Origin of the sequence: Tolypothrix sp. VBCCA 56010 (assembly GCF_050875635.1) — a bacterium.
Lineage (GTDB): Bacteria > Cyanobacteriota > Cyanobacteriia > Cyanobacteriales > Nostocaceae > Hassallia.
Genome location: NZ_JBPAOH010000563.1, coordinates 1 through 207, shown reverse-complemented (window position 1 = coordinate 207; position 207 = coordinate 1). Strand labels below are relative to the sequence as shown.

Here is a 207-nt window from a genome sequence, read left to right as displayed (position 1 = left end):
AAGAATTCCATCGGCACATTCCGTGCTAAAACCGATGGAATTAGGAGCAGATTGTGCTTCCCAATCCGCTTGCTTGGGTTGGGATGAGCAAATTTGGAGTCGATGAGATAAACCAGGCGATCGCGACGCACTCTTAGCATCGATTGACAACAGTCTGAGTTATCTGCAAAAAGATAAGGCGATCGCCGTGTATCAGAATTATCCAAT

The 207-nt window shown here is 45.9% G+C and carries 1 pseudogene; it reads left to right on the top strand.

From position 1 onward, the window contains the following. Positions 1-207: pseudogene (locus AABK37_RS42365) on the top strand (murein transglycosylase); the annotation flags it as partial.